Origin of the sequence: Imperialibacter sp. (assembly GCF_040222385.1) — a bacterium.
GTDB lineage: Bacteria > Bacteroidota > Bacteroidia > Cytophagales > Cyclobacteriaceae > Imperialibacter.
Genome location: NZ_JAVKDF010000056.1, coordinates 124,729 through 150,140 on the forward strand (window position 1 = coordinate 124,729; position 25,412 = coordinate 150,140).

Below are 25,412 nucleotides of genomic sequence, written 5' to 3' on the forward strand. Positions count from 1 at the left end.
GTAGAACAAAAATAAGCAATGTGCTAGCCCTGGCTATCGGCAAATTTCTCCAACTGCTGCTGTAGTTTTATCACCCTGTCCTCAATACTTTCAGTAGTGAGCCTTTCCCTTAGCGACTCAACCATGATGGGAAAGGCGAAGGGGCTTGGCCGGGGCGGGTACATCAGGGTGATTTGCTGTGAGTTGATTCTGTCTACAGCCTCCAGCAGTCTGCTTTGCTCCATTTGAAGGGTGATCACCTCATCCATGGCCTGCTTCAGTAGCAGGTTTTCCTTGTCATAGTCCTCAAAAACCTTGTAGATGATTTGAGAATTGGCTTGCAAGTGCTTGTTGGAGATCGTTTTTCCCGGGAAGCCATGAAAAACAAGACCAGCGATGGAAGCAATATCCCGGAACCGTCGGCGGGCCATTTCCGACTCGTTGATGCTGTGGTGAATGTCTTCGAGAAGGTTCACAGTAGAAAATAGGTCAAGCTCCAGTGCTTCTTCGATGGGGATTGGCTCATCGGTCAGCAATTCGAAGCCGTAGTCGTTCATGGCAATGGAAAAAGAGATCGGGGCAAGTTTGCCGATTCTGTAAGCCACCAGGCCGCCGAGCACCTCGTGTACAAACCTCCCTTCGAAGGGGTAGATGAAGAGGTGGTGCCCGAACCGACTCTCTACCTTCTCAATCAGGAGTTTGCCAGCGTCTGGCACTATCGACCATCGCTTCTGTAGTTCAATGATGGGCCGTATGGTTTCCAATTCAATATCACTGAAGTCGCCCAGCGCCGCTTGCTCTAATTTTTGCCGGATGAGTATGGATAGTTGAGAGGAGAGAGGCATTCGCCCACCACCCCAGCGGGGTATGAGTCCCCGCTTTTTCTTTGCTTTTCTTACGAGCACGGTCATGTCTTTGATCATGATGAATTCGAGATTGCGACCAGCAAACCAGAAGACATCGCCCCTTGTGAGCTTCGAAGCAAAGCTTTCTTCCACAGTGCCAATATTGCCACCTGTGAGGTATTTGACCCTAAGCGACGGGTCGCCAACGATAGTGCCTATGGACAGCCGGTGCATGGTAGACTTTCGCCTGTCTGTTACCCGATAAACGCCCTCAATTATTTCGACCTTCGAAAACTCATCGTATTCGCCGAGGCTGCTACCGCCGGTGGTAATAAATTGCAGCGCCCATTGCCACTCTTCCTGGCTGAGAGAGCTAAAACAATAGGTTTGCTTTACTTCCTGAAGAATGACATCAGGTATGAAGCCTTCACCCACGGCAAGTGTTACCAGATATTGCACCAGCACATCTATGCACTTTTCCAGAGGCTTCCTGCTTTCGTAATAGTCTTTGTCAATAGCCGACCGCAGGGCAGCTCCTTCGATCAGCTCGAGTGAATGGGTAGGCACAAAGTAAATTTTACTGGTAGCGCAAGGCTGGTGACCGCTCCTTCCCGCTCTCTGCATGAAGCGGGCAACACCCTTGGGCCCTCCGACCTGGATGACGGTATCTACCGGCCTGAAATCAACGCCAAGGTCAAGGCTGCTGGTGCACACCACCAATTGCAACTTGCCTGCATGCAAGGCCTCTTCTACCCATTTCCTCACGTTGTTATCCATGCTGCCGTGATGCATGGCCATGGCACCGGAAAGGTGAGGGGCTGCGTGCAAAATCTGCTGGTACCAGATCTCTGTTTGAGAGCGGGTGTTGGTGAAAAGTAAGGTGGTTTTGCTCTTTTCGATGATTGGGAGCACTTTGTCCATCATTTTTACACCCAGGTGCCCGCCCCATGGGAACTTCTCAGCCTCGTCGGGCAGCACAGAGATCACTTCTATTTTTTTGTGAATATTGGCTTTGATAGCAACACTGCCAGGGAATAGCGTTGGCCCCAGCAATACCTCCCGGGCCTGGTCGAGGTTGCCAATGGTGGCCGACACGCCCCATATTTTGAGGTTGCCCGGGTTGGTGGCCCTAAGCCGGGAAAAGGCCAGCTCAATTTGAACTCCCCGCTTGGTTCCCAAAAGCTCGTGCCACTCATCAACGATGATGGTGGTGAGCGATTTGAAATAATTGACAGCTTCTTTTTGGCTGAGCAGTAAGTGGAGACTCTCGGGTGTGGTAACCAGGCATTCCGGGGCTGATCTTTTCTGTTTTGCCCGATCTGAAGTGCTGGTATCACCTGTTCGGATGCCGATTTCCCAGGGAATTTCAAAGTCTGTGCACATGCCCTCCATGGCGAGTTGAATATCTCTCGCCAGTGCACGCAATGGCGTGATCCAAAGGATTCTCAAGCCGTTCTTTCTGGGTTTCCTGTAGTCGGTGGGGTGTTCCCTCATGTACTCAAGCAGGCAGGGCACCCAAAGGGCATAGGTTTTGCCACTCCCGGTGGGCGCATTGAGCAAACCAGATTTCCCCTCAAGAAAGGCCCGCCAGGTATCAACCTGAAAATCAAATGGCTTCCAGCCTTTTTTGACAAACCTCAGCTTGCCGTCTTTGATAAGGTTTTCCAATGGAGTTTTGCGGTGTGTGAGATCGAAAATGAATGAGGGCTACCAAGACGAATCTATAAAAAAGTGAGAGTTATTTAAGGCAAGGAACAAAGTATTGTAAATTAAATTGGGGCTGGCTGGATTGGCGAGCAGGCTGTTATTCTGTCTTAACCTGCATTAATGATGCGTCGGTGTGCAGGTTATTTTCTTGCAGCACCTTTACAATTTCTTCAGCCGCTCTATCGGATGCTTTTCCGTCGAGCGCATAGAAGAATTTCTTATTCGCTGCCTCCCGGGCCGCCCTAAGGGTGTCATTCTTTAACGATTTTTCAATGGCAGTTTTTGCCTCGTCAAATGATTGGACGGAGACGCTGATGGAGCCAATCAACTCCTTGATGTCTTCTGTTAGTCTGGTGCCTGTCTCTACCTTGAAGGAGACAATAGGCTTGTTGAAGGCGCAATACTCGCCAATGATGCTACTGGTATCAGAAACCAGCACGTCGGCCAGCATCAGGTAGGGGACAGTATTGTAGCTGTCAATGTAGAAGATGCTCTTTTTGTTGCGTAAGCTATCCGTGTATCGTTTACTCATAAACGGGTGAAGGGTCACCATCACATTGTAGGTGTCGCTCAGCTCTTCTATCCGTTCATGCCACAGGTGGATAGCCGACATGCCCGATTTGTCCCAGGTGGCGGAGAACATTACGGTGGGTTTTGCTGGATCCAAATTTAAAGAGATCGTCAACTCTTCAAGGTAGTTGTCGTCAATTTCTCCGTTAAAAGCCTGATCAAGTTTAGGGCAACCTATGGCAACTCCGCACTCTATGCCAATTTTCTCACCCATCAGCATGTGTTCCTGAGAGGTCATAAAGAACCGCTGAAAAACGTTGTATTTTTTAGCCTTGATAAACCTTTTGAACTGGTAAACACCATGCGCCATTCCTATTTTGAGTACATTGTCAATAGGGAACTCATGCATGGCGTGCCTGGCCATGATGACAACATCAGGAAAGGAGGGCCAGGAGATGGCAGCTACTCCGAGTGTTTCAAGCTCTTTTTTTATGGAAGCATTCTTGGCGACGACTCTTGATTGGGGAAACTTTCTTATGACGGGCTTCATAATGAAGTAGTCCATCATTTCACCTATGTAAAAGTCTATGACCGGTTCACCTGAGTGAAATAGTTTTTTGACCTTCCAGAAAAGATAGTAAGGGGTTGTGAGGAGATACTCTGATAGTTTCATGAAGTACCAAAATGCATCAAACGTAATGCAATTTCAAAAATTATCTAATATAGAAACCTTGAGTGGGATTTTAGATTGAGTGTTTCCACGAAAGTAAAACCGTTAGCCGCATTTAATCAGCAAAATTCGAAGGCCTAGAATAGGAAAAGTACTGCGCTCGGGAACTCCCTTTCCCAAAACCATATTTTATGTTCACCATCTTCGTGGATGGTAAAGTTTACATTTTCAGATGGAAGGTACTTTGTGAGTGCTTTGAAAAGTGCTTCATTGTCTGCGGGAAAATTCACTTCACTGTTGTGCTCATTTTTCCCAACAACTCCAAAGACCCGAGCGTCTTCCATAACGAGCTTATGGCTAGCCTGTGAGAACACAGAGTCAGCGTTGAAATGCAAAGCCGCCGAAAAAAGAGCAGCCTTTCCAAATACTTCAGGATATTGGGTGAGCCCATAGAATGCTGCAAGGCCCCCGAGGCTTGCGCCCATGATAGCAGTGTTGGAGCGGTCTTCTTTCGTTCTATACAGGCTATCAATGTTTGGCTTTAGCGTATGAACCATAAAGTCCAGATATTGCTGGCCTTTCCCACCCGCCCGCAGCGAAGGGTTGGCATAGAGACTAAATTCATCTGCTCTCGTCTCTTCGTTGCTTTGAATGCCTACTACAATCACTCCTTCAAACCCCTCTTTCTCAAGTGCTCGCAGATTTTCATCCACATGCATTTCCTGTGTGTACCCTTCAGGCTTTTCAAAAACCCATTGAGCATCCTGAAAGTAAACAACGGGATATTCCTTTTCAGTTGTCTGGTAGTCGGCAGGAAGATAGAGCCATATCGTCTTGGTTAGGTCCAGCTCAGGGCTGTACAAGTCAAAGGTGAGATAGTTCTTCTTATCCTCCTCATCTTTGCAAGAGGAAAGCAACATTATTAATGCAAGACACGGAAAAATAAGTTTTTTCATATACTTCATCACTACAAGATTAACATCTTCTCTTTAGAAGTCACTTATTTTTCCGAGTTTAATGTGTGAAAAAGTTTTTGGAGCATGCACCTTTGAATTCACTTAGCCTACGTCAGTTGGTAATGACGATAACAAACTTGTACATTTAAAGTTATACTGATCAGTAAAGTATAGATGTCTTCTTTCAAAGAACCTTCTTACAATTTTTTCCCCTTCCTTAGGAAACAAAGGCTCAAGGTTATATTAACCCTGCTGATATCATTGTTGATTTTGGTCGTTGGTGCTGTTTTAAGTGTATGGACTTTTTATCAAAATAAGAAGACGGTCACGGAAAGGGTGATTTCAAATGAGCTTCCTGTCCTGGTTGACTATGCTGCCGTTCGGTTTATGGAGAATGTGAGTGAGTCAATTTATGTGTCAAAATATTTGGCTAACAGCCCCTTTGTTAAGGACTGGCTCAGGAACGAACAACCTGATACGACGCAAATGCTCAGATACCTGAACCAAATTGGGGCGAGCAAGAATATTGTTAGCCTTCACATTATCCCAGTTGAAAACCCGGTTATTATTTCAAATTACTGGCCCCGGAGAAAACTGACCGACGCTGCAGATCCTTTTTTTAAGAAATTTCTCAATAGTGACAATTTTCGGGAGTTCAATATAGACATTAACAAATATGTGAAGCACAAGCAGTTGCTTTTCTATGTCAACAACAAGATTGTTGGGGATGACGGTAGCGTTCTGGGGCTGGCTGACGTGGCCATGCGACTTGATAAGTTTAGTTCAGTAATTAAGTATGATAGCCTTGAGTCAATTGGACAGCTTTATATTGTTGACCGCAGTGGCACCATCAAACTTCACAACGACACAACCCGGATAGGGCATAGTAGTTCTGTTTCAAATGGATCCAATATTAAAAATGAGCCCGGCTTGGACGAAGTGGCTGAAGATATACTCAGCGGTAAGGTGTCAATCGCAGAGTTCCAAAGGGAGGGGAAAACCATTTTGTTAATGACGAGGGTCTTACCTGAATTTGATTGGCTTGTCGTTGCTGAAGTGCCCAAGGAAGATTTTATGGCTCCGTATCTTAGAATGCTATGGAAAAACTTGATAATGAGTATTTTAGGCGCTATTCTGAGTGTGGTATTAGTGGTAGGCATTACTTCCCGGTGGGTGGTAAGACCTCTTATGCTGCTGAAGAGCGGTCTCATCAACTTTTTTCTTTTTTTGAACGGCGACCGAACCGGTTATGAAAAGATATCGGAGCGAGGAAGCAGGGAAATGAGAGACATGGCCCACGAGATAAACCGCGAGGTCGACAGGATCAAGTCTAATCTTGAAAAAGATCAGGCACTGATTATGGAAATGCAGTTTCTCATAGAGCAAGTGAACAATGGCGTTTTTTCTGTAAGACTGAAAGAGCAGGCGGCAAACCCCAGACTAAGAAGGCTGAGAGCTGATATAAATCACATGCTCGAATTGTTGAGTGCAAAGGTTGGCGATAACCTCAATGAGACCCTAAAATCACTGCAACAATATGCCAACCTTAATTTTTCCGACGCTTCAAAGAACAAGAATTTGGGTGAGCTGGGAGCACAGGTTCATAGCATGGGCACGGCGTTGGAGAATGCGTTGCATGAAATAAAGTCGCAAAATAAGGAGCTACAAGAAAAGCGGATCAAAGTAGATGAACAGAATAAGTTTATCGAGTCCCGCAACAAGGAGCTGAGTAATGTGAATGCTCAAATCAATCTGATCAACTCGAAGCTTGAAACGCTGGTTGAGGAGAAAACCCTTAACCTGCAAAAAGCTTACCGTGAGCTGGATACGTTTCTATACCGAGCCTCACACGATTTGAGGCGCCCTTTAACGACATTAAGAGGAATTGTCCAGCTGGTTGAGGATAGAAATACTGACGAAAAAGTTGGGGAACTCTACGAATTGATTGACAAGGTCATCAGTGGAATGGACAGCATGCTTAAGAAGCTAATTGCTATTAGCTATGTTTCCAGTACCGAATTAACGGTTACTCATATCGGCAGCGATTTGTGTGCTAAACTGGTGGGAAAGGTTTTGGATGGTTTTCAGGATAGATTGACCGACAATGGTACAAAAGTCACCGTAAATATTGCCCCTGACTTAGGCTTTAATGCTAGCGAAGACTTGATAGAAAGTGTGCTCACTAACATCGTCGAAAACTCCTTGATATTTTCCTCAAAAGTAGAACCTGTGCTCGTAATAAGCTTTACCGAGGGGCCTAAAGATCATGTAAGTCTTACTGTGGAAGATAATGGAGTGGGTATTCCGCAAAATGTGCAGGACAGATGTTTTGATATGTTTTTCAAAGGCAGTCAGTTATCGCAGGGAGACGGCCTTGGCTTATACGTTGTGAAGAAAATAGCTGACAGGCTGGGGGCAGCCATCGTGCTGAAGAGCCAGGTTGGTAAGGGCACCACTATTGTGGTGAAGTTTCCGAAGGAGCGCTCAGAATAAGACAAAAAAAATGACCCGCACCGGAAAGAGGCACGGGTCATTTAAGTTTCGTGTATAGCTTTTACAAGACTCGGTTTTACTTAACCTTTTCAAGTACTTTCTCCACCTTCACACTAATCTCTTTTGCAGTTTGCTCATTGAGCTGCTGGTCTATCGACGCTGTGTGAGGTTTTTCGGAAATATGTGGAGCAATGATGAGGGCAACAATAGACGTAAGTTTGATAAGAATGTTCATCGACGGTCCGGAAGTGTCTTTGAAAGGATCACCTACAGTATCGCCAGTCACTGACGCTTTGTGCGGCTCAGAGCCTTTGTACTCCATCTTGCCATTGATTTCAACGCCCTTTTCGAACGACTTCTTTGCATTGTCCCAGGCACCACCGGCGTTATTTTGGAAAATTCCCATCAACACACCAGAAACAGTGATACCGGCAAGGGTTCCCCCGAGTACTTCAGGGCCAAAGCTGAAACCTACGATGATCGGAGTCAGCAGGGCAATAGCACCGGGCAGCATCATTTCACGAATGGAAGCTTTGGTTGAAATGGCTACGCATTTGTCGTATTCTGGCTTTCCTTTGTACTCCATGATGCCAGGAATTTCCTTGAACTGACGACGCACTTCGTTTACCATGTCCATAGCCGCACGACCTACAGCGGCAATAGCAAGGGAGGAAAATATAAATGGGATCATTCCGCCCACGAATAAGCCTGCAAGCACGTCAGCTTTGTAAATATCGATTGAGTCGATTCCAGCTACACCAACAAATGCTGCAAATAGCGCAAGTGCAGTAAGGGCAGCCGAAGCGATAGCAAAACCTTTTCCTGCTGCTGCGGTAGTGTTACCTACTGCGTCCAGGTTGTCGGTGCGCTCACGAACTTCTTTTGGCAGACCACTCATTTCAGCGATACCTCCGGCATTATCTGCAATCGGGCCAAAGGCGTCGATGGCAAGCTGCATGGCTGTAGTGGCCATCATACCGGCAGCCGCAATGGCTACACCATAGAGGCCAGCAAATGAGAACGAGCCATAAATACCAGCAGCAAGAATCAGGATAGGTAGCACTGTCGATTCCATTCCGACAGAAAGGCCACCGATAATATTGGTTGCATGACCTGTAGAAGACTGTTGAACAATAGAGTTGACAGGTTTTTTACCCATGGCAGTGTAGTACTCGGTCACTATACTCATCAATGCGCCAACCACAAGGCCGAGCAGGATAGCGTAGAACACGTCCATGTTTGTGAATTCGTAACCTCTGATGGAAAGGTTAGCAGGAAGCATGTAGTTTACGAGAAAGAAAGAGCCAACACCAGTCAGGAAGATAGATGACCAGTTGCCCATGTTCAAAGCTGCCTGAACACTGGAAGTTTCACTTTTGATGCGGACAAAAAATGTACCTACTATAGAGAAAACAAGACCCATACCGGCAATAATCATGGGTAGCAAAATGGGAGAGAACCCACCGAAAGCATCGGCAGAAGCATCAATTTCTTGTCCCAATACCATGGTGGCAAGGATGGTGGCTACGTAAGACCCGAAAAGGTCAGCGCCCATGCCAGCTACGTCACCTACGTTATCACCCACGTTGTCGGCAATCGTTGCAGGGTTACGAACGTCGTCTTCGGGAATGCCAGCTTCAACTTTACCCACCAGGTCAGCGCCTACGTCAGCGGCTTTGGTGTATATGCCACCACCAACACGGGCGAAAAGAGCGATAGATTCGGCTCCTAAAGAGAAACCAGCTAACACTTCAATAGCAGTTTTCATTTCAAGGCCGGTAGCCGCAGCTCCTTCGGGCACGAAAATCTGAACCAATACAATGAACAGTGAGCCAAGGCCCAGAACAGCCAGACCAGCTACACCAAGGCCCATAACGGCACCACCGTTAAAAGAAACTTTCAAGGCCTGGGCTAGTGAGGTTCTTGCGGCTTGGGTGGTTCTCACGTTTGCCTTTGTGGCGATGTTCATGCCTACCCAGCCAGCAAATGCAGAAAGAACCGCACCTATTACAAAGGCGATGGCGATGGTTGGGTGAGAGTCAGGAACAAGAGTGCCCGAATAGGCAAGCAGAATTGCGGCGATTACCACGAAATAGCCAAGCACTTTCCACTCTGCCTTCAGGAAAGCCATGGCTCCGTCGGCGATGTAGCCGGCCAATACCTTCATATTGTCATCACCGGCATCTTGTTTCGATACCCACGACGATTTCATGATCATTACGATCAATCCTAAAATCCCCAGAGCAGGGACTAAATACACTATACTGTTCATGGTCAGTTTTTAGTTCAATGAAAAGTTGTTAGACCTTAATACATGTTAAGGCTCATTTCAGGGGCGCAAAAATAGCTGAGTAAATTGAAAAATTTTAATATAATCGGATGATTTTTGGATACTTGGTATTTCCCTCAACAAATACCGGTGTGGAAAGCCACATTTTTTAATGGGACAAGATTTTGTCTATCAGTTGTGGTGTTTTTCCAGGCTTGGCATAGGTAAGTCGGGCTATTTTGTTGGTGGAGTGGTACGAATCGAGCCCACTGCAAGTGACGACCTGAGCAGCTTCCAGGTCAACAAAACCGTCTGATCCGATGCAAAACTCTGGCACCAACGTTTCTTTTATGACTCCAATAACGAGTTCGGTGCCATTGGCTTTGATGGTTTGCACTTCCACAAGCTCAAGACCGATTTTTATTGTAGCTTCCTTCACATAGGGAGAAGAAAAGCTTCCGTTGAATTCTGGTGTTAGCCCGGTGGCTTCAAATTCACTTTCTCCATACCTTGCGCTGGTTTGATGTGCCTGCAGCACGGTCTTTTCTGTGAAATGGTTCAAGGTAAATGAACCGGTAGCCAAAATGTTCTCGAACGTGTGCCTGGAAACAGTATGCGGCCTGAAAAGTACGCCAATCAGCGGAGGTGTTGCTCCCACATGGATCACCTGACTGAAAACAGCCAGGTTATTAACTCCCTCCAAGCTTCTGCTTCCGATCAAGGTCACGCTTTTGAACCCCGTTAGCGAATTGACAAAGTTGCGCCTAACCAGGCTTTCCATGGAAAGGATGTCTTCAGCTTTGAGGTGGGAAACATTTGCACTGTTCATAGTTGAATAGCTTCCTGAATATTATCGCAATACCTGATGTCTAGTTTTTTAACTGCTTCTGGCGACATTTTGCTGGCGATCTTCTCTCGTTCAATGGCAACGGCTGTCTTAAACCAGTTGAGATTCGGCAGTATTTTTCGATGTTGAAGTAATCCATAACGCATCATTTCCTGTTTCCAATAAAGAAAATACCATTCCATTGAAGGCTGATGAAATGTGCGCAGTGATCTTTTATCAAAAATGAATTTTGTAAAATCTCCATTTTCAATTAGAGCTGAAATTTGTTGGAACATAGAGCGAAAATGTTCTATAGGTACGTAGTCCGAAAGTAGCTGGCAAAGGACGACCTTCAAGCCAGGGTGATAGACAACCCTTGCCCAGCGGTTTTCGAAACGTAGCTGGAAACCCATTGCTTCCATGTCGGCTTCTTTCAAGTTTCTTATAGCTTCCATAGGCGTGGCTTTAATGGCGGCTTTCTTTCAAGCGTGCTTTGTCCTGGATAATGTCTTCTTTGAAGGCCTTCATGCTTTGCTCAAGCTTAGACGCATAGTCGAAAGCCGATTTAAGCATGCTTTCCTGAGAGTTTATCTGTTCTTTTAAGTAATCAAGTTCTTCGTTTAGCAATGATATCCTTTGCTCATACTGGATTCGAAGCCTTTCTTTCTCTAGCTCAAGCCTTTTTAACTCAGTTTTAAAAATTAGAAATGCTTCCGGCGGACTTGGCATGAATATTACATATTGAATGATATACTATCTATATCTTTAAGATCGACCGAATTGTTTTGAAGAATGATGATTAAATCGGTCTGATACTCGACATTCCGCCATCAAGGTGCATCACTTGGCCTGTGATCCAGCTAGCGGAGGTGAGAAGGTGAATAACAGTTTCAGCCAGTTCCTGGGCAGTACCTACGTGCCCCATTGGGTTTCTTTTCTCAGCAGCGTTCCGTTTGTCCTCAGACGACAAAAGGCCGGCGGCAAGCGGGGTGTCCACAAGAGAAGGTGCAATTGTGTTCACCCTTATTCCCTGGCTCACCCACTCCGCAGCCAGCGATTTGGCAAGCCCCTCAACGGCTCCTTTGGCGGCCCCTACTGAAGCATGAAAGCCCATGCCCTGCGACACAGCCACTGTGCTAAAGAGTACGACACTCGATTTGTCAGCAGTTTTTAGCGATGGGTAGACCTTTTGCAAGGCTTTTATTGCGCCGATAAGATTGACGCTGAAGTCAAGATTGAAATCTGCCTCAGTGAGGCGGTGAAATGGCTTCAAATTAATGGTGCCCGGGCAGTATACAAATCCGTCAAGCACTTCAGGAAGTGAGACCCCCGACCAGTCTCCGATGGTGACGTCAAGCTGATGGTGCACCAGGTTAGCATGACTCAAAGGGCTTTGTGATCTTGAAATGCTGTGAACCGAATGCCCCATTTCAAGCAGCTTCTTCACTACCTCAAGCCCAATGCCCTTCGATCCGCCAACGACCAGATAGCTTTTTGCATTCCCGTCACTCATTAGTAAATAGTTTTTTTGGTGTAGCTTATTGCTACTTCACTAACTATTTACCATTGAGATTGTTGGGCGTATTGATGTAATTCAAAAATTCTTTCTTGGTGTTTTCATCTGAAAACTTTCCGCTGAAATGTGCAGTACCTGTTCTGCTGTTGGTGTCGCCCACTCCACGTGAAGAAACACACATGTGCACGGCATCTACCACCACTCCTACGTTGTCTGTCTTTAAAATCTTTTTCAGCTCATTGGCAATTTGCACGGTCATTCTTTCCTGTACCTGAGGCCTTTTTGCATAATACTGAACAATACGGTTGATTTTTGATAAGCCTATCACCTTCCCACTGGAAATGTATGCCACATGAGCCTTGCCATAAATAGGCACAAAATGATGCTCGCAATACGAATAGAAGGTAATGTCACGTTCTACCAGCATTTCATTGTACTCGTATTTGTTGTCAAACAGCTTTGCTGTAGGCTTGTTTTTTGGGTTTAAGCCGCTGAATACCTCCTTAACATACATTTTAGCGACTCTATTCGGAGTACCTTTCAGGCTGTCGTCGGTCAGATCCATGCCCAAAATATGCATGATCTCCCTGAAGTGCTTGGCAATAAGCTCCATTTTGAGATCGTCATCCATCTCGAAAGCATCGGCCCTTAGTGGTGTCTCGTAGGAGGTCGCCACATGATCATCTTCCATGTCGTCTATGTCCAATGCCTGGCTAGGCTGGGTACTCAACAAAGTTTCTTTCTGTTTCATAAAGGGTAATTTTTAAATCAAGTTTGCTGTCAATCCTGGCTCTCAACAGGTCATAGATTACAATCGCAATATTTTCAGCAGTTGGATTCAACGAGCGAAACTCTTCCACGTCGATGTTTAAGTTTTTGTGGTCAAATTTTCTCGTCACATGTTCTTTCACCAGATCGCTTAATACTTTCATATCAAACACGTACCCTGTTTCAGGGTCAGGCTCTCCTACTAGTTTTACCACCAAATCGTAATTGTGTCCGTGATAATTGCCATTATTGCACTTTCCAAAAACCTCTCTGTTCTTTTCTTCACTCCAGGCCGGATTGTTGAGCCTGTGGGCTGCATTAAAATGTTCTTTTCTGTAGACTGCTACCTTCATTCAGGAGTATTTGAAATTCTATAAACGTTTATTTGGTAAATAAGTGCAATAATTCCTGTTAATAGAATCAATTAGTCAGCAAACATTATGAAGAGCCAACTTGTTTAATTTCTTTAACAATAGATTAAACAATCCTTTAAAGCATGGAGAATAGAGTCGATGTATGTGTGGTTGGAAGTGGAATGGGTGGTTTAACAAGTGCTGCTCTGTTGGCCCAGAAAGGACTAACGGTGGCTGTGTTAGAGCAAAATTACCTGCCAGGAGGATGCACAAGTTCGTATTGGCGCAAGGGTTTCGTTTTTGAAACTGGCGCTACCACACTGGTTGGACTGGATGAAGGAATGCCCTTGAAGCATCTTTTGGACAAGACAGGCATCCCACTATCTGCCAGAAAGCTTGCCTTGCCCATGCAGGTGGTGTTGGCAGACGGAACAGTCGTCCACCGACATGAAGCTATTGAAGACTGGATAAAAGAGGCAGAGAGGGTTTTTGGAAGCAAGGGCCAGCGACCATTTTGGGAGTTTTGTTACAAAGTCAGCCAGTTTGTTTGGAATGCCTCGCTTCGCTTCCGGGAATTTCCCCCGTCGTCTTTTTCGGAGCTTATAAAACTGGCTTCTAATGCTCGCATAACCGATTTTAGCTATGCCAGGTGGAGCTTCTATTCTATTGCAGACCTTCTTCAAAAATATGGACTCGATCAAAATGAACGATTTGTTGCATTCGTTAATGAACAGCTGCTCATCACCGCTCAAAATAGGATGGGAGAGGTGAATGTGCTTTTTGGGGCAACAGCCCTTTGCTACACTAACTATGGCAATTACTATCTGGATGGAGGTATGATCAATCTTGTTAACCCCTTGGTAGACTATATCGAAAGCAAGGATGGGGTAGTAGCCTTGAGGTGTCGGGTGGAGAAGATAACAACCGTCGGTGAGAGATATATCATTAACACTTCAAAGGGCACTTTTGAGTCAAGTTATGTAATCGGTGCTGTTCCAATTAATAACCTGCGAGAAGTATTTCCCCAAATTCAGCGAAGTAGAGCAAAGGATATGCCATCGGAGATGCTGAACAGTGCCTTTCAGCTTAGTTTTGGTTTTAGTCCAAGAAAACAATTTGATGCTATTCACTATCAAATTCATCTCAAGGAACCGTTAAGTGGAATAAAATCCAGGAGCATTTTTTTAAGCATAAGCCACCCCCTTGACGAAACCCGGTCAGATGTGGAAGGCCTGATGGTGGCGTCGGTCACTACTCATATTCCACACCCCGGAGGCACCGAAATTGCCAGTGATATTTTGGAAAGGGAAATCATCGACACCCTCGAGCACCATGGTTTTCTGGAGCGAAAGGATATCGTTTACAAACACAACTCTGGGCCAAAGGCCTGGGAAAAGTGGACTGGAAGAAAATGGGGTTTCGTAGGCGGTTATCCACAATATATGAAAATCAGGCCCTGGCAAATGGTCAACAGCAGGCTTGGGCCGAAAGGAGTTTACTTGTGTGGTGACACCGCCTATCCTGGGCAGGGAATTCCGGGAACAGTTTTGAGTGGGATCATTGCAGCTGAAAAACTTTCGAGGGATTGGCTCTGAATTTTTTTCAATCCAAACGATTTTTGTATTAATCTTGCTTTCTCATACGCTTTCGGAATTTTTCTCCGGGAATGGGGGTTTCACTTTTTAAACTGTAAGGAAGTGACTTTTCAAGAGCTAGAAACAAAAATTCAAGAGTATACGGCAGAGGGGAAGAAGTTATTTACAACCTCCTCTTTTCAAACGCACAGCCTGGTAATGCTTCATATGCTGAGCAGGATAGACAACTCAATCCCCGTCTATTTTATCAATACAGGCTATCTTTTTCCGGACACTATCGCTTTTAAGGATCAGGTGGCCAAAGAGTTTGGAATTAAAGTGCTTGATGTAAAATCGAGCATGCCAAGAAACATGCAGGTAGGTAATGATGGTAAACTATTGTTTACAAGTGACCCAGACTACTGCTGCTACATCAATAAAACGCAACCAACCGATGCTTTGCTTCAAGAGCACGACATTTGGATCAATGGAGTAAGAGCGGATCAAAGCGCCGTAAGGGCAGCCATGAAAGTAGAGCAACCGGCTCCGCATAACACGTTTCGGTTCCATCCTATGCTGGACTGGAATGCCAAAATGATTTTTCAATATATAAGGGAACACAATTTACCCAGGCATCCAATGGATGCCAAAGGCTATATGAGTATAGGCTGTGAGCCCTGCACCCGTAAAGTGGATCCTGAAATGCAGGAACGTGAAGCCAGATGGTTTGGGATGAAAAAGACAGAATGCGGTTTACATACCGACCTAATCAGTAAATAGATGCGAGTATTAATTACAGGAGGAGCCGGGTATATTGGAACCCAGGTGGTAGGGAATTTGTGCCAACAGCCCGAGGTTGAGAAGATCATTGTGTATGATAACCTGAGCAAAGGCAATTTCAATTTTTTCTTTGGTCAAAAGTACCCTGGCCACGAAAGAATAAAGCTGGTGTCAGCTGAATTGCTTGACAGCAGAACCCTAAGAAAGCATTTGAAAGAAGTGGATGCCGTGATCCATTTAGCGGCAAGGGTAACGACGCCATTTGCCAATACCGACTCACACTTTTACGAGCAGGTGAACCACTGGGGAACGGCCGAGCTGGTGTATGCAGTTGAAGAGATGGACAATGTGAAGAAACTCATATACACCAGCAGTACCGCCGTTTATGGTGCCAGTGAGGAGCTCGCCACCGAACGAGCCGACACTGATCCATCGACTTTCTATGGTATTTCGAAGCATAGGGGAGAGGAACACGTGGTTCGCCTGGGTGCAAACAAGGACGCTGTTATATTACGGTGTGGTAATGTATATGGCTACAATAAGAGCATGAGGTTCGACGCCGTCATCAACCGGTTTATGTTTGATGCCAACTTCGGTAATCGAATCCAGATTTTTGGCAACGGCAAACAAGCCAGGGCTTTTATACATGTGACGCACGTTGCCGAGATTATCAAGGAAACTTTACTGAAGCAGGTGCCCTCCGGAATCTATAATGTTGTTGATAAGAACTTGCCCATTCTGGACATAGTGGATGCTATGAAGGAAATGTTTCCCGAACTTGAGTATACTTTCATTAACCAGCACATCAGCCTTATGGAATTAAAAGTGAGCCCTGAGACCCTGCTGGCAGATTATATCAACATGCCTCACCCAGAAAGCCTGAGGCAGGAACTACTTGAGTTCAAGGAGAAGTTCTCTTTTTAACCAGCCGGGATTTCATTCGCTATGTTCGATCTGAAGCTGGTTTGTTACGTATCTGATCGTTGACCTTTTGCCAATCGTTGTGTTATAGAGTAGTTAATGTCGGGCTGCCTCAAGTCATAAATGTCGGGAATTTCATTGAGGAATTACAAGAGGGTGCTAAAGCTCTCGTCTTGATTTTTAGATAACAATTTTTTGCCCCACTCATTGGTTTAATCCAATTTTATATGGGTAATAATGATTTTTTTGAGTAAATCGTAGATTGAAACATGGCTTTGAATCTCTGATTTCAAAACACTGACCAAATAGTTGCAATAAATGCTGACAAATTGTATTTCAAAAAGCCATTTCGGGTTCTCTTTAATCAAGTGGTCGGAGCTGACAACTTTCTTTTTTGTTAAAAAAGGGGTTTTTCTTACCGTAATTCTAGCTTCTGCGTTTCATTTTGGGCAGGCCCAAAATAAAATAATTTTCTCCGACTCTGAGGTAAGTGCAAAACACCACGCTCCGGCGGGGTCTCCTCTTGGAAAGGTAGATAAGAGAAATATTGCTTCGGTCGAGAAAAATAATGAATACGGAGTTAATAGTATTTACGATGAGCATGGCCCGCTGGTAGAGCCGGGTGAAGGACGGCTTTTTTTTAGCAGGAGCAACCACCCCGAAAACGTTGGAGGCACCAAAGACGCCGAAGATATTTGGACTGCAACCTGGGATCCAAAGACGCATACCTGGACAAAAGTTGAGCGCCTGCCGCCGCCCTTGAACAACAGAGGGCCTAATTTTGTCACCTCTATTACGGTGGAAGAAGGGGTCGTTAATTTGATTTTGGGTAATACTTACGAGAATGGAGAGATTTCAGGCGAGGGTCTTTCCTATTCCGAACTTCGAAATGGCAAATGGACTACCCCTGCCAATTTTACTATAAAGGGTTTCAAGAACAAGTCCGGATACGCTGACTTTTTTGTCTCTGAGGACGGCAAGCACATGCTAATTTCTGCGGAAATGGACGACTCAAGGGGTGGAAGAGATATTTATATCAGCCACAGAGTAAGTAAAAAGGCTTGGGACACGCCCATCAACCTTGGTGTTCTGAATACGCCCGGAGAAGATACCTCTCCGTCGTTTTCCCCAGATGGTCGCTTTCTTTTCTATTCCTCTGACGGTCAGGAAGGTTACGGTGGTCTCGATATCTTTTATTCAGTTAAACAAGGAGACAATTGGAACGAATGGTCAGGCCCAAAAAATCTGGGCAATCAGTTCAATGACAGGCATGACAATAAGCATTTTAGCCTCCCGCCAATTGGGGAAAAGATATACTTCGTCTCTGGCAACGAGCAGGGAAATCAGGATATTTACTCATTTGTTACCACGTCGGAGGAGTTATACTCCGAACTGACTGGTGAGGATATCTGTTTTGCAGAGAAAATATTCACGAACGAAAACGCTTTTTCGCACAAGCTTACGTGCAATCTCTGTGTCGATTTGGAATACCAGTCGGAGAATAATAATGGGGATGTAAAATACCGCTGGGATTTTGGGGATAGTTTTGGTGGAGAAGGGCAATCAGTCAGTCATTGTTATGATGCTCATGGCACCTATGACATAAAGCTATCAATTTTGGAGGCGTCCACTAGCCGAACAATCTATGAAATTGACCACGAGTATGAATTGAACGAATTTCTGGAGCTCAAAATGGACGAAGAGGTGTCGGGAGTAATCAATGAGGCTTCCAGATTTAAATCTCATTTGGCAGGCGCATATCCGGCCAATGCCGAGTTCTATTGGGATTTTGGTGACGGTTACTTTGCCTGCGGCAACGAAGTGAGCCACACTTATATACTTCCAAATGACTATGAGGTGAGGGCACTGGCTTCCTTTCAATGGCAGGGCAGGGTGCGGTACCTGATGACCACATCAACCGTTTCCGTGAAACTAACAAAATAAAAAGCTGGCCTTTTGAGCCAGCTTCTGCTGTGATTTTATATTATTCTTTTAAAATCTTAGCAATATTCTTCAAAAACATCAACCAAATGAGCTGCAATCATTTGAGCATTGCGGCCCTCAATGTGGTGTCTTTCTACGAAGTGAACCAATTCACCATCTTTAAACAGTGCGATTGACGGAGATGAAGGGGGATAAGGCAAAGTATACTCCCTGGCAGTCTGAGTAGCTTCTTTATCTACACCAGCGAACACCGTTCCTAGAAAGTTAGGCTTCTTAGCGCTATTGGCTAGAGCCATCTTCACTCCGGGACGGGCTGCTCCAGCCGCACATCCACACACCGAGTTGATAACAATTAGCGAAGTGCCTTTGTGGTCTTCAAGGTGATTTTCAACATCTTCGGAAGTTCTTAGCTCAGTGAATCCTGCACTGGTAAGGTCTGTCCTCATGGGGGCAACTAATGGTTCGGGATACATTTCCTTATCTTTTTAAAGTTCTATTTATTTCTGAATGACGGCTTAAACGGCCGCTGGATGAATAAACTAATTTACATGAAGCCTAGTTCCAATTTGGCGGCCTCACTCATCATATCTTGCGTAAATGGCGGGTCGAACGTAAGCTCAACCTCCACGTCGTTTACTCCCTCTACCTCTTCAATTTTGGCCTTCACCTCACTGGGGATGGCCTCGGCTGAAGGACAGCTAGGGGATGTCAATGTCATAGACACAAAAACGTTGTTGACGGGAAATATACTGATCTCGTAGATCAGACCCAACTCGTATACGTCCACAGGAATTTCCGGGTCATACACCGTTTTGATGGCGGCAATTACCTTTTCCTTTAAATCCGCTTCCTGCTGATTTTGGTTTTCCATAGTTCTCAGCGTTTGTGTTTATGTATTTGTTCCGGCCAACTTAGTCTGAAAGGCCAGCGCATATAGCTTCATTTGCTTGATCATCGACGAAAGCCCGTTCGATCTTTGGGATCCGATCAACTGTCCCATGCCTATCTTTTCAATAAAGAAAAGCTCGGCTTGCATGATATCCTGCGGTTTCTGTCCCGACAATACTCGTATCAATAGGCTGATAAGCCCTTTGGTAACTTCAGTGTTGCTATCGGCGCTGAATTTTATTACTTCGCCAGCCAGCGCTGCCGTGAGCCATACTTTCGACTGACAGCCTTTGATAATATTGTGTTCTACTTTTTCGCTTTCTTCCATTTCTGGAAGCGTAGCGCCCAACTCCATAATGTAGAATATCTTGCTTTCACGATCATCTCCAAGTATATCAAACTCGGAGATGATTTCATCCTGAATGCCTTTTATAGTCTCCGCCATTCTAATTTTTTCTACCGGCAAGCAGGGTAACCGCCTCTGCCAGTCGGTCAATTTCCTCTTTGGTATTGTAAACAGAAAAGGAGGCCCTAACCGTTCCTTCAATCCCCAAATGTTTCATCAGCGGTTGCGTACAATGGTGTCCAGTTCGGACTGCTATACCTCTTGCGTCCAGATACATTCCCACGTCAAGCGGGTGGTAACCGTTGACCAGGAAAGACACCACGCTGACTTTGTCTGCCGCCTGCCCAACTATCCTCACTCCTGGGATGCTTTCAAGCTTTGCCGTGGCGTAGTGCAATAGTTCATCTTCATGCGCTGCAATCCGTTCCTTTCCATGCTCGTTTATAAAGTCGATAGCAGCACCAAAGGCCACCACATCGGCGATGTTGGGCGTGCCGGCTTCAAACTTGTAAGGAATGACGTTATAAGTAGTCTTTTCAAAGGTCACTTCGCTTATCATTTCCCCGCCGCCCTGGTAGGGGGGCATTGCTTCCAACAAGCTTCGTTTGCCATAGAGTATTCCCACGCCTGTGGGGCCATACATTTTGTGTGCAGAAAGAGCGAAGAAGTCCACATCGAGCTTTTGTACATCCACTTCAAGGTGGGCTGAGGCTTGTGCTCCATCCAACATAACAACCGCCCCTTGTTGGTGAGCCAGGCTGATGATTTCTGCCACAGGATTGACAGTCCCCAGGGCATTCGATGCAAATACAACAGAAACAAGCTTCGTTTTAGCTGATAGTAGTTTTTTGAAATCGTCAATGATGACTTCTCCTTTTGGGTTGATTGGAATCACCCTCAGGATGGCGCCTTTCTCCTCGCAAAGCATTTGCCATGGCACAATATTAGAATGGTGCTCCAGCGTGCTGATGATGATTTCATCACCCTCGTTTACAAATTTTCTACCCCAGGTAGAAGCCACAAGATTAATGCTCTCTGTGGTGCCTTTGGTGAAAATGACCTCTTGGATCTCTTTGGAGTTGAGAAAGGCGGCTGCTTTCTTTCTTGTCTCTTCGAAATCGGCGGTAGCCCTTTCGGCTAACGTATGAACACCTCTGTGGATATTGGCATTGTCTGTCTCATAGTAGTGATCTAGTGCTTTAATGACAGAGGAAGGCTTCTGATTTGTTGCAGCGTTGTCGAAATAGATCAAAGGTTTGCCATTCACCTCCTGATGTAGCACGGGAAATTGCTTCCGTATTGATTGAATGTCCAATGACCAATCTATTGTTGAAGCTGGGCTGCCCATGACTAGTTTTCTATTTTATCGGTAATTAACTGCTCAAGGTATTCTCTTACAGGCTCTACGGATATGTTCGCTATCACGTCGCCTGCAAATGCGTGCAGAAGCATCGCCCTGGCTTTGTCTTCTGAAATTCCACGGGCTCTCAGGTAGAACAACTGTTCGTTATCCAGCTGGCCTGTGGTACAACCGTGTGAACACTTCACGTCATCTGCCCATATTTCCAGCTGTGGTTTGGTATTGATCACAGCGTTGGGGCTGAGCAGGATGTTGTTGTTCTGCTGGAAGGCATTGGTTTTTTGCGCATCCTGACGAACAAATATTTTTCCGTTAAAAACACCGTGCGACTGATCGTCCATGATGCCTTTGTACAACTCATTGGAGAACGAATTAGGCTTTCTATGGTCAACAGAAGTGTGGTTGTCTACATGCGTTTTCCCGTCTATCAGGTACAATCCGTACATGTGTGCCTCAGTGTTTTCATCATCCAGGGCAATGTAGAGGTTGTTTCTTACCATCTGCCCGCTTAGCGTGATGGTATTGATTGTGCACTTGGAATCTCTTTCCTGATATACCAGTGAATTATCAATTCGCAGTGCAGTTTCGTTTTCGAGCTGGAGCTTGCTCCATTCTACCGAGGCATTTTTTTTGCAGAAAACCTCCAAAACGGTATTCGTATATGATGTATTCGCTCCGGTGGAGAAATTAGCCTCTATCACCTTTAGTTGCGCTCCCTCTTCTACAATCGCCAGGTTTCTGTAATGTGCAAGCACCTCAGTGGCCGACGTGTCATTTGAATGAATGACATACAGCGGCTTATCCAGAACAGTGTTTTTCTTTACTCTAATAAAAATACCTTCCTTCGCAAATGCCGTGTTGAGGTGCGAAAAAGCATCCGGCCACGACTTAACAATGCTGCCCAGGTATTCTTTTAGATCGCTTTGTTCTTTAACAGCCGATGCGAGAGAGGTAACAGTTACTTTGTCACTTAAAGCTCCCAAATCCGAACGGGAAACATCGAGCTTGCCATTAACAAAGTAAAGCTTATAGCCCTCAAAACTGTCGAGAGGGGTGGGGGCACTGGCAGCGGCAGTTTCGGCCACAATGCCCTCGTAAGCTATGCTCTTTTCAAGTGCCTTGCCGAAGTTGGTATAACGATACTCTTCATGCTTTGGCCCGGGCAATCCCGATTTGAGAACAGCGGCCAGGGATTCTTTTCTTAGCTCGTGCAGGAAAGTGGATTTGCTGCCATTTAAGCTGGCCTCAAATTTTTCAAATGCCTTGCCGACGGTGTTTATGTATTCGTTTGGGGTTGTCATTACTTTCGAATTTTCAGGTTAAAACAACTAAGCAGAAACCGTTTCAGCTTCTTCTTTGATCCAGTCGTACCCTTTTTCTTCGAGTTGTAAGGCCAGGCTCTTGTCTCCTGACTTGATAATGCGCCCCTTGTAAAGAACGTGCACAAAATCAGGCACTATGTAGTCGAGCAGCCTCTGATAGTGTGTGATCAGAATAGTGGCGTTGTCTCTTGTTTTGAGTTTGTTGACGCCATTGGCCACAATTCGCAATGCGTCAATGTCAAGCCCACTATCCGTTTCGTCCAGAATGGCCAACTTTGGCTCAAGCATCGCCATTTGGAAAATCTCATTTCTTTTCTTTTCTCCACCAGAGAAGCCTTCGTTCAATGACCTGCTCAGCAAAGCCTGGTCGATCTCCACCAATGCCATTTTTTCTTTCATCAATTTAAGAAACGAAACAGCGTCCAGTGTTGGTTTGCCGTGGTGTTCTCTTACTTGATTGAGAGCGGCTTTGAGAAAGTTGGTCGTGCTTACACCTGGTATTTCTACAGGGTACTGGAAGGCAAGAAACACACCTTCCCTGGCTCTTTCCTCCGGGGAAAGATCCAAAAGATCTTTGCCAATATATTCTACTTCTCCCCCTTCGATTTGATAGTCTTCACGACCGGCCAAAACAGAAGCCAGCGTACTTTTTCCTGAACCATTCGGGCCCATAATGGCATGAACTTCTCCTGGCTTTACTTCCAGGTTAATTCCGTTGAGGATCATCTTTCCTTCTACCGAAGCTTTGAGGTTCTTTATCTTTAACATTGTCAATTACTTTTCTTTTTCACTTTTGCCTGAGCTCCTTTTCAAGCTTATAAAAACATAATTTTTGTCTGTAGAGTTTCTCCTTAGCCTACACTGCCTTCAAGTGATATGGCCAGAAGTTTCTGTGCCTCAACGGCAAATTCCATAGGCAGTTGATTCATCACCTCTTTAGCGAAACCATTTACGATAAGGGCTACTGCATCCTCTGTAGCTATTCCTCTCTGGTTACAGTAGAAAATCTGGTCTTCACCGATTTTTGAAGTCGTCGCTTCGTGTTCGACAATTGCCAGTGGATTCTCCACGTCGATATAAGGGAACGTGTGTGCTCCGCATTTGTCGCCAAGTAGCAGTGAGTCGCATTGAGAATAATTTCTCGCACCTTCGGCACGTTTCATTACCTTCACCTGGCCACGGTAGCTGTTTTGGCTTTTGCCTGCAGAAATACCCTTCGACACGATCCTTGAACGGGTATTTTTACCAATATGGATCATTTTGGTGCCGGTGTCAGCCTGCTGATAGTTATTGGTAACAGCCACTGAATAGAACTCTCCAATGGAGTTGTCTCCCTTCAGGATACAGCTTGGGTACTTCCAGGTCACTGCCGACCCGGTTTCTACCTGTGTCCACGATATTTTAGAACCGTCGCCAGAGCAAAGCCCTCGCTTGGTAACAAAGTTGTAAATGCCGCCTTTGCCTTCTTTGCTTCCCGGGTACCAGTTTTGCACAGTTGAGTACTTCACTTCAGCATCTTTGGCGGCAAAAATCTCAACAACGGCCGCATGAAGCTGATTCTCATCTCTCATAGGAGCAGTACAGCCCTCCAGGTAGCTGACATAGGAGCCTTCTTCGGCCACAATCAGCGTCCGTTCAAACTGCCCTGTGTTCATGGCATTGATCCGGAAATAGGTGGAAAGCTCCATCGGGCAACGCACACCTTTAGGTATGTAGCAGAAAGAACCATCCGAAAATACAGCAGAGTTAAGGGCGGAGAAATAGTTATCGTTGACTGGTACTACCGATCCGATATACTTTTTAACTAATTCGGGGTGCTCTCTCACCGCTTCTGAGAAAGAACAAAAGATAATGCCCAGTTCGCCAAGTTTACTCTTGAAAGTCGTAGCTACGGAAACACTGTCCAGCACGGCATCAACCGCCACGCCTGTAAGTCTTTTTTGCTCGTCAAACGAAATGCCAAGCTTCTCAAAGGTAGCTCTCAACTCGGGATCTACTTCGTCGAGGCTTTTAGGCGATATCTTTTGCTTCGGAGCAGCATAGAAAATGATGTCCTGGTAATTAATTTCCGGGAAAGTAACATTTTGCCAGGTTGGCTCATTTAAAGTCAACCAGTGACGGTAAGCTGAAAGTCTCCATTCCAGCATCCATTCAGGCTCTTCCTTTTTTGCAGAAATAAACCTGACAATATCTTCATTAAGACCTTTGGGTGCCGACTCAGTTTCAATATCGGAGTGAAATCCGTATTTATAATCTGATTTGGTGAGTTCTTCCAGTATTTGGTTGTCCTTACTCATCCTCTACTTATTTAGACTGATTATAATTAAAACAAATGTACAACATAAATCACTACCCCAAGACTTGAGGAGTCAATTTTTTCGCAAAGGGGGCATGAAAATTAAACCCGATAAAGGTTTCAAAACTATGGCACTCATAGTAAAACCTTTATCGGGCTAAATAGTTTCCGAAATGGGTGCTAAAAACTGATATGGCGGCTCAGGCTTTCTTCGAGACTAATCAGGGTTTCCGTCCTTTCAATTCCTTCCACCTTTTGAATCTTGTCATGAAGCACTTCTCTCAGATGTTTGGTGTCTCTGCAGTGAAGCTTAACGAAGATACTATAGTTACCGGTGGTGTAGTTGACGGTTACAATTTCGGGAATTTCCCTCAAGCGCTCAACGACCTCATCATATAGAGAGCTTTTTTGAAGGTAAATACCGATAAAGCACGTAATATCGTACCCTAGTTTGGAATAGTCTAACTTGAGAGTGGTGCCCTGAACAACGCCCATTTCTTCAAGTTTTTTCATTCTAACGTGAACTGTACCCCCCGAAACGAACACCTTTTTGGCAATTTCAGTGTATGGAATCTTGGCATCTTCCATCAAAAGGTTCAGAATCTTCAAGTCTACATTATCAATTTCGTAATTTTTACTCATTTTAACTACCCTGATTTAATAATCTACTATTATGAGAGGTTCGAAATTATGTGTTGTACATTTTTTTATCAAATTTATTAAAAATATTTTAATAAAATCAAACTCTTGTTAATTTTGTTGCAGTCAATTAGATGAATTGACTTGCATATCACAATGTAGGGTGATGAAATTGGCAGCCATGCCCTCCTGTCTCGGGGGTGGGGATAAGGAATAAAGTCCACATAGAGCTCGTGTGGACCTAACTGCTCCGTGGAGGTTCGAATCCTTCTCCTACAGCCATCATTTTTGGGTTAATGTTGTTTATTTGGAAACCGGTATGAATTTCGTTCTACCGGTTTTTTTTATTTTCAGTTATTGACTTTCACGCCACAGGCTTCGTGCAACAATACTTAATCATTTGATTTTTTGCCGTTAATAGCTTATATCGGATGAGTAAACAATATGCCC

23 protein-coding genes and 1 tRNA gene are annotated in these 25,412 nt (G+C 45.1%); 6 read left to right on the forward strand and 18 right to left on the reverse strand.

The window, feature by feature from the left end; genetic code table 11:
- Positions 1-23 precede the first annotated feature (23 nt).
- The 3 genes from RIG68_RS26260 to RIG68_RS26270 all read right to left on the reverse strand — a co-directional run bounded on the left by RIG68_RS26260 (position 24) and on the right by RIG68_RS26270 (position 4,631).
- Positions 24-2,492, reverse strand: a complete 2,469-nt coding sequence (locus tag RIG68_RS26260; RefSeq protein ID WP_350129534.1) for a ligase-associated DNA damage response DEXH box helicase — start codon at positions 2,490-2,492, stop codon at positions 24-26.
- Positions 2,493-2,628: 136 nt separating this feature from the next.
- Complete coding sequence (locus RIG68_RS26265) at positions 2,629-3,714, reverse strand: CDP-glycerol glycerophosphotransferase family protein (protein WP_350129537.1); 1,086 nt, start codon at positions 3,712-3,714, stop codon at positions 2,629-2,631.
- A gap of 134 nt (positions 3,715-3,848) precedes the next feature.
- A complete protein-coding gene (locus RIG68_RS26270) occupies positions 3,849-4,631 on the reverse strand; it encodes an alpha/beta hydrolase (protein WP_350129540.1) in 783 nt (260 codons plus the stop codon).
- A 297-nt stretch (positions 4,632-4,928) separates the two neighbouring features.
- Between RIG68_RS26270 and RIG68_RS26275 the strand changes: the two genes are divergently transcribed.
- Positions 4,929-7,160: a sensor histidine kinase gene (locus tag RIG68_RS26275; protein ID WP_350129543.1), complete on the forward strand. Its 2,232-nt coding sequence runs from the start codon at positions 4,929-4,931 to the stop codon at positions 7,158-7,160.
- Between the two features lie 76 nt (positions 7,161-7,236).
- Here the strand turns inward: RIG68_RS26275 and RIG68_RS26280 are convergent, their stop codons facing one another.
- The 7 genes from RIG68_RS26280 to RIG68_RS26310 form a co-directional block, all read right to left on the reverse strand.
- Positions 7,237-9,432 carry a sodium-translocating pyrophosphatase gene (locus tag RIG68_RS26280; protein ID WP_350075814.1) on the reverse strand — a complete coding sequence of 732 codons (2,196 nt, stop codon included), beginning with the start codon at positions 9,430-9,432 and terminating at the stop codon, positions 7,237-7,239.
- A 166-nt stretch (positions 9,433-9,598) separates the two neighbouring features.
- Positions 9,599-10,258 (reverse strand): flavin reductase family protein, encoded by a 660-nt coding sequence (locus RIG68_RS26285; RefSeq protein WP_350129546.1) that lies wholly within the window; start codon positions 10,256-10,258, stop codon positions 9,599-9,601.
- On the reverse strand, positions 10,255-10,710 hold the full coding sequence (locus tag RIG68_RS26290) for a hypothetical protein (protein ID WP_226940390.1): 456 nt from the start codon (positions 10,708-10,710) through the stop codon (positions 10,255-10,257). The genes RIG68_RS26285 and RIG68_RS26290 overlap by 4 nt, the downstream gene beginning before the upstream one ends.
- Before the next feature lie 10 nt (positions 10,711-10,720).
- Positions 10,721-10,984 (reverse strand): hypothetical protein, encoded by a 264-nt coding sequence (locus RIG68_RS26295; RefSeq protein WP_151997404.1) that lies wholly within the window; start codon positions 10,982-10,984, stop codon positions 10,721-10,723.
- A gap of 70 nt (positions 10,985-11,054) precedes the next feature.
- Positions 11,055-11,768 (reverse strand): SDR family NAD(P)-dependent oxidoreductase, encoded by a 714-nt coding sequence (locus RIG68_RS26300; protein WP_350129549.1) that lies wholly within the window; start codon positions 11,766-11,768, stop codon positions 11,055-11,057.
- A gap of 43 nt (positions 11,769-11,811) precedes the next feature.
- Complete coding sequence (gene folE / locus RIG68_RS26305) at positions 11,812-12,522, reverse strand: GTP cyclohydrolase I FolE (protein ID WP_151997402.1); 711 nt, start codon at positions 12,520-12,522, stop codon at positions 11,812-11,814.
- Positions 12,485-12,892, reverse strand: coding sequence for a 6-pyruvoyl trahydropterin synthase family protein (locus tag RIG68_RS26310; RefSeq protein WP_350075803.1), 408 nt, complete (start codon positions 12,890-12,892; stop codon positions 12,485-12,487). Before RIG68_RS26310 ends, folE begins: the two co-directional genes overlap by 38 nt.
- A 143-nt stretch (positions 12,893-13,035) precedes the next feature.
- Between RIG68_RS26310 and RIG68_RS26315 the strand changes: the two genes are divergently transcribed.
- The 4 genes from RIG68_RS26315 to RIG68_RS26330 all read left to right on the forward strand — a co-directional run bounded on the left by RIG68_RS26315 (position 13,036) and on the right by RIG68_RS26330 (position 18,111).
- Positions 13,036-14,487 carry a phytoene desaturase family protein gene (locus RIG68_RS26315; RefSeq protein ID WP_350129552.1) on the forward strand — a complete coding sequence of 484 codons (1,452 nt, stop codon included), beginning with the start codon at positions 13,036-13,038 and terminating at the stop codon, positions 14,485-14,487.
- 102 nt (positions 14,488-14,589) lie between these two features.
- On the forward strand, positions 14,590-15,246 hold the full coding sequence (locus RIG68_RS26320; RefSeq protein ID WP_350129555.1) for a phosphoadenylyl-sulfate reductase: 657 nt from the start codon (positions 14,590-14,592) through the stop codon (positions 15,244-15,246).
- Positions 15,247-16,170 (forward strand): NAD-dependent epimerase/dehydratase family protein, encoded by a 924-nt coding sequence (locus RIG68_RS26325; RefSeq protein WP_151997399.1) that lies wholly within the window; start codon positions 15,247-15,249, stop codon positions 16,168-16,170.
- A 315-nt stretch (positions 16,171-16,485) separates the two neighbouring features.
- The gene (locus RIG68_RS26330; protein WP_350129558.1) at positions 16,486-18,111 is read left to right on the forward strand and encodes a PKD domain-containing protein; all 1,626 of its coding nucleotides are present in this window, start codon (positions 16,486-16,488) and stop codon (positions 18,109-18,111) included.
- A 56-nt stretch (positions 18,112-18,167) separates the two neighbouring features.
- Here the strand turns inward: RIG68_RS26330 and RIG68_RS26335 are convergent, their stop codons facing one another.
- The 8 genes from RIG68_RS26335 to RIG68_RS26370 all read right to left on the reverse strand — a co-directional run bounded on the left by RIG68_RS26335 (position 18,168) and on the right by RIG68_RS26370 (position 24,965).
- On the reverse strand, positions 18,168-18,584 hold the full coding sequence (locus tag RIG68_RS26335; protein ID WP_151997397.1) for a BrxA/BrxB family bacilliredoxin: 417 nt from the start codon (positions 18,582-18,584) through the stop codon (positions 18,168-18,170).
- Positions 18,585-18,655: 71 nt separating this feature from the next.
- On the reverse strand, positions 18,656-18,982 hold the full coding sequence (locus RIG68_RS26340; protein ID WP_151997396.1) for an SUF system Fe-S cluster assembly protein: 327 nt from the start codon (positions 18,980-18,982) through the stop codon (positions 18,656-18,658).
- Positions 18,983-19,000: 18 nt separating this feature from the next.
- Entirely contained in the window at positions 19,001-19,444 is a 444-nt protein-coding gene (locus RIG68_RS26345; protein WP_350075793.1) for a SufE family protein, read from the reverse strand.
- Between the two features lies 1 nt (position 19,445).
- Positions 19,446-20,693: a SufS family cysteine desulfurase gene (locus tag RIG68_RS26350; protein WP_350129561.1), complete on the reverse strand. Its 1,248-nt coding sequence runs from the start codon at positions 20,691-20,693 to the stop codon at positions 19,446-19,448.
- A 2-nt stretch (positions 20,694-20,695) separates the two neighbouring features.
- Positions 20,696-22,006: a Fe-S cluster assembly protein SufD gene (gene sufD, locus RIG68_RS26355; protein ID WP_350129564.1), complete on the reverse strand. Its 1,311-nt coding sequence runs from the start codon at positions 22,004-22,006 to the stop codon at positions 20,696-20,698.
- 27 nt (positions 22,007-22,033) lie between these two features.
- Positions 22,034-22,795, reverse strand: coding sequence for a Fe-S cluster assembly ATPase SufC (gene sufC, locus RIG68_RS26360; RefSeq protein WP_350129567.1), 762 nt, complete (start codon positions 22,793-22,795; stop codon positions 22,034-22,036).
- A gap of 83 nt (positions 22,796-22,878) precedes the next feature.
- Positions 22,879-24,324, reverse strand: coding sequence for a Fe-S cluster assembly protein SufB (gene sufB, locus RIG68_RS26365; RefSeq protein WP_350129570.1), 1,446 nt, complete (start codon positions 24,322-24,324; stop codon positions 22,879-22,881).
- A gap of 179 nt (positions 24,325-24,503) precedes the next feature.
- Complete coding sequence (locus tag RIG68_RS26370; protein ID WP_151997390.1) at positions 24,504-24,965, reverse strand: Lrp/AsnC ligand binding domain-containing protein; 462 nt, start codon at positions 24,963-24,965, stop codon at positions 24,504-24,506.
- A 154-nt stretch (positions 24,966-25,119) separates the two neighbouring features.
- Between RIG68_RS26370 and RIG68_RS26375 the strand changes: the two genes are divergently transcribed.
- A tRNA-OTHER gene (locus RIG68_RS26375) sits at positions 25,120-25,244 on the forward strand.
- The last annotated feature ends 168 nt before the right edge of the window (positions 25,245-25,412 follow it).

Coding starts and splice junctions, on each gene's coding strand:
- RIG68_RS26265 (WP_350129537.1), bottom strand. CDS start 3,714: ATGAAACTATCAGAGTATCTCCTCACAACCCCTTACTATCTTTTCTGG.
- RIG68_RS26290 (WP_226940390.1), bottom strand. CDS start 10,710: ATGGAAGCTATAAGAAACTTGAAAGAAGCCGACATGGAAGCAATGGGT.
- RIG68_RS26330 (WP_350129558.1), top strand. CDS start 16,486: ATGCTGACAAATTGTATTTCAAAAAGCCATTTCGGGTTCTCTTTAATC.
- RIG68_RS26345 (WP_350075793.1), bottom strand. CDS start 19,444: ATGGCGGAGACTATAAAAGGCATTCAGGATGAAATCATCTCCGAGTTT.
- RIG68_RS26315 (WP_350129552.1), top strand. CDS start 13,036: ATGGAGAATAGAGTCGATGTATGTGTGGTTGGAAGTGGAATGGGTGGT.
- RIG68_RS26295 (WP_151997404.1), bottom strand. CDS start 10,984: ATGCCAAGTCCGCCGGAAGCATTTCTAATTTTTAAAACTGAGTTAAAA.
- RIG68_RS26285 (WP_350129546.1), bottom strand. CDS start 10,258: ATGAACAGTGCAAATGTTTCCCACCTCAAAGCTGAAGACATCCTTTCC.
- RIG68_RS26325 (WP_151997399.1), top strand. CDS start 15,247: ATGCGAGTATTAATTACAGGAGGAGCCGGGTATATTGGAACCCAGGTG.
- RIG68_RS26310 (WP_350075803.1), bottom strand. CDS start 12,892: ATGAAGGTAGCAGTCTACAGAAAAGAACATTTTAATGCAGCCCACAGG.
- RIG68_RS26370 (WP_151997390.1), bottom strand. CDS start 24,965: ATGAGTAAAAATTACGAAATTGATAATGTAGACTTGAAGATTCTGAAC.
- RIG68_RS26335 (WP_151997397.1), bottom strand. CDS start 18,584: ATGTATCCCGAACCATTAGTTGCCCCCATGAGGACAGACCTTACCAGT.
- sufC (WP_350129567.1), bottom strand. CDS start 22,795: ATGTTAAAGATAAAGAACCTCAAAGCTTCGGTAGAAGGAAAGATGATC.
- RIG68_RS26340 (WP_151997396.1), bottom strand. CDS start 18,982: ATGGAAAACCAAAATCAGCAGGAAGCGGATTTAAAGGAAAAGGTAATT.
- RIG68_RS26280 (WP_350075814.1), bottom strand. CDS start 9,432: ATGAACAGTATAGTGTATTTAGTCCCTGCTCTGGGGATTTTAGGATTG.
- sufB (WP_350129570.1), bottom strand. CDS start 24,324: ATGAGTAAGGACAACCAAATACTGGAAGAACTCACCAAATCAGATTAT.
- RIG68_RS26350 (WP_350129561.1), bottom strand. CDS start 20,693: ATGGGCAGCCCAGCTTCAACAATAGATTGGTCATTGGACATTCAATCA.
- folE (WP_151997402.1), bottom strand. CDS start 12,522: ATGAAACAGAAAGAAACTTTGTTGAGTACCCAGCCTAGCCAGGCATTG.
- sufD (WP_350129564.1), bottom strand. CDS start 22,006: ATGACAACCCCAAACGAATACATAAACACCGTCGGCAAGGCATTTGAA.
- RIG68_RS26300 (WP_350129549.1), bottom strand. CDS start 11,768: ATGAGTGACGGGAATGCAAAAAGCTATCTGGTCGTTGGCGGATCGAAG.
- RIG68_RS26270 (WP_350129540.1), bottom strand. CDS start 4,631: ATGTTGCTTTCCTCTTGCAAAGATGAGGAGGATAAGAAGAACTATCTC.